General features: G+C 68.3%; 4 protein-coding genes. 2 read left to right on the plus strand and 2 right to left on the minus strand.

Going from position 1 to position 3,201, the window contains the following annotated elements:
* Positions 1-118 precede the first annotated feature (118 nt).
* Both AC5RUJ_RS13245 and AC5RUJ_RS13250 read right to left on the minus strand, forming a co-directional pair.
* The gene (locus tag AC5RUJ_RS13245) at positions 119-937 is read right to left on the minus strand and encodes a CPBP family intramembrane glutamic endopeptidase (protein WP_494128541.1); all 819 of its coding nucleotides are present in this window, start codon (positions 935-937) and stop codon (positions 119-121) included.
* Between the two features lie 81 nt (positions 938-1,018).
* A complete protein-coding gene (locus AC5RUJ_RS13250; RefSeq protein WP_494001649.1) occupies positions 1,019-1,294 on the minus strand; it encodes a hypothetical protein in 276 nt (91 codons plus the stop codon).
* Positions 1,295-1,593: 299 nt separating this feature from the next.
* On the opposite strand from AC5RUJ_RS13250, the gene AC5RUJ_RS13255 reads away from it, so the two are divergent.
* Positions 1,594-2,685 carry a polyprenyl synthetase family protein gene (locus tag AC5RUJ_RS13255; RefSeq protein ID WP_494128540.1) on the plus strand — a complete coding sequence of 364 codons (1,092 nt, stop codon included), beginning with the start codon at positions 1,594-1,596 and terminating at the stop codon, positions 2,683-2,685.
* A 4-nt stretch (positions 2,686-2,689) separates the two neighbouring features.
* On the plus strand, positions 2,690-3,201 hold a 512-nt coding region (locus tag AC5RUJ_RS13260; protein ID WP_494155983.1), incomplete at its 3' end, for a squalene/phytoene synthase family protein.

Consider the following 3,201-nt stretch of genomic DNA (forward strand, 5'->3'; position numbering starts at 1 on the left):
GGCGGCACCCCGCACAGGGGTGCCGCCGGGCCCCTTTGTGTCCTGCGTGCCGGGGGCCCCTTCGCGTCCCTGTGCCGCCGGGCCCCTCTACGTCCTGGTGCGCGGGGGAGCAGCACGGTCAGTACAGGAAGATCGGCAGCCAGTCGCGGTTGTGCGCGTGCACCAGCGCCAGGAACAGCACGAAGTCGAAGATCAGGTGCACGGATACCACGTAGGTGAACGACTTCGTCAGCTTGAACGTATAGCCCTGCAGCAGCGCGAACGGGAAGGTCAGCAGCGGCCCCCACGCCTGGTAACCGATTTCCCACAGGAAGGACGAGAACACGACGGCCTGCAGGAGGTTGGCCAGCCAGTCGGGAAAATGCCGGCGCAGCAGCGTGAAGGTGGTGCAGATGAAGAACAGTTCGTCCCAGATGCCGACGGCGTTCACGCCGAGAAAGAGCCGCCAGAAGATTGTGGGGTCGGAGGCATCCGGCCAATTTTGGTAAACGCCCGTGCTGACCAGGTACACCGGCAGGATGAAGTAGCCGAGCGCCACGACGCCGATGAGGTACAGCTTGGCGGACAACGGCCATTTGCGGCCCGTGTTCACCGGAAACCTGATGATCTTCTCCCGGTAGACAAACCTCGACACCAACCACGGCACCAGGACGGCCAACGCGAGGGCGCCGCCCATCAGGGCCATGTGCCCGAGGCTCAGGTCGGCGTTCAGCGGCACCAGGCTGATGATCAGCATCCCGGCCGCGATCAGCGCAAGATGCCGCACAAACTCCCGGTCAACCAACGCCGCCGTGGCCACGCTCAGCGCGAGCAGGCCGTAGCCGAGGGGCCCATTCTCGACGGCAAAAAGCAGCACGCCGGACGCCGAGAGGAGCAGCGCCGGCACCAGTTTCCAGCTCAGCGCGGTCCGGGGCGGCTCGGTCGAGATTGTTGTCACGCCACCAGCATCTCAGCACAGCCCCCGCCGCGGAAACCGTTGACGGTTTAGCGCCCGGCTGGTTCCACCGTCGCCCCGTGGCTAGTGGTGGCCGGCCTTGGTGGTGCCGAACATCAGCGTGCGGCGGGCGATGTCGTAGTACACGGTCTCCGCGGTGGAGAGGAGGTCCTGGAGGTTGTCGGCGTCGTCGGCGTCCAGCGTCAGCACCTCTTCCCACGCGCCCTGGTCCAGGACCAGTTGCAGGGTCCAGGTGCCGCGGGCCCCCGGCTCACCGGCTACCCAGGTGAACTGGTAGTGGCTGAGCTGGCGGACCTTGATGCTGTCGTCGGTGACCGGCTGTTGCGGTGTCGGTGTCATGGTTTGTTCCTTAGGGTGAGGAAGCCTGACCGGCCTCACGTGACGCCAGGGTCCGGACGATATACCCCAACGATGCTAAGTGTGCTTACTACGTTCCATGATGGGGCCGCCGCTGGCAAGCCTTTGCCGGATATCGGCGCGGGAGCCCGCCAAACCGGCCGACTAGTTGGGGATTTTGACCCCGCCAATTGCAGGCAATGGTCGCGCACCGGGCCCCGGTGACGCACACTATGGAACAACGAAGTGCAGAAGTGACGGGGGCAGCCTGCACGCTCCCAACCTTGGGGAGAAGGTCAGTCATGACTCTGAACGCCGAAAGCCGCGCGGCCGCCGAGGCAGCGTCGGATCCCTGTGGCTGGCGGCAAGTAGGCCCCCTCGTCGAAGCGGAGCTTCAGCGATTTACTGCAGGGAACCGCAGCCGGGCCGGCAAGCTCTCGCGTACTTTTCCCGTGCTGTGGGACCGGATTGAGGCTGCGCTGGGCGGCGGCAAGCGGCTGCGGCCCAGGATGGTGCAGCTCGCGTACAAGTCCTTCGGCGGCGAGGATCCGCGCCGCTGCGCCCGGCTAGGCGCGGCGTTCGAGCTGCTGCACACCGCGCTGGTGGTGCACGACGACGTCATCGACAGGGACTTCGTCCGCCGCGGCCTGCCAACCATCGGAGCCCGTTACCGGGACGACGCCAGGGGTCAGGGGCTGCCCGGGCCCGAGGCCGAGCACCTGGGCCACGCGGCGTCGATCATTGCCGGCGACCTCCTGCTGACCGGTGCCCTGCGGATGGCCGGCAGCTCCGGCGCCGGGCTGCCGTGCGCCGACGTCCTGATGGAAACGGTCCACGACGCCGTGTTCGCCTCGGCCGCGGGCGAACTGGATGATGTCCTGCTGTCGGCGGCGACGGAAAGCCCCGGCCTGGGCGACGTCCTCGGCATGGAACGTTTGAAGACGGCGGCCTACTCCTTTGAGGCGCCGCTGAAAGCCGGGGCGCTGTTGGCCGGCGCCGACCGACACCCGGCCGAGGCACTCGCCGCGGTCGGCCGCCGCATTGGGCTGGCCTACCAGATCGTGGACGACGTTCTCGGGACCTTCGGGGAGCCCGGCACCACCGGGAAGTCCGCCGAATCCGACCTGCGTGAAGGCAAACGCACCGTGCTGACCGCGTTTGCGGCGGAGGCGGAAGGGTTCGATGACCTGCTGGCCGCGTTTCGCCGCGGCGAGGCGGGGATCGGTGAGGTCCGCGCGGCGCTCACGGACTGCGGCGCCGACGCGCAGGCGATGCGGCTCGCCCGCATCCTGGTGGACGAAGCGCTCGAGGAGTCCCGACTCCTGTCCCTGGACGCCGGCGCGTGGAGCGAACTGGCGCGGGTCTGCAACCAGGTGCTGACGAGGGGGAACTAGGGCCATGGAACCGAACCCACTGCTCCGGTACACCGACGCCGCCGGCCGCAGCGCCGGCGTCGTGATTGCCCGCTATTCCACCTCCTTCGGCTTGGCGTGCCGGCTGCTCGGGCCGGAGGAACGCCGGCACATCGCCAACATCTATGCGCTGGTCCGGGTGGCCGACGAAGCGGTGGACGGTGCGGCTGCCGAGGCCGGGCTCGACGCCGTGGCCGTGCGCGACCAGCTGAACAGGCTGGAACACGAGACGGAGACCGCGCTGCTGACCGGTTACAGCACCAACATGGTGGTGCACGCGTTCGCCGGGACCGCCCGCGCGTGCGGCATCGGCGTCGACCTGACCCGGCCGTTTTTCGCCTCGATGCGCGCGGACATCACGGTGGCCGAACACACCGCAGATTCGTTGGCGGACTACATCTACGGCTCCGCCGAGGTGGTGGGCCTGATGTGCCTGCGGGTGTTCCAAACCATGCCCGGCGCGATGCCCGGCCGGGGCGACGAGCTCGCCGCCGCCGC

The organism is Arthrobacter sp. Y3223164 (assembly GCF_059091005.1).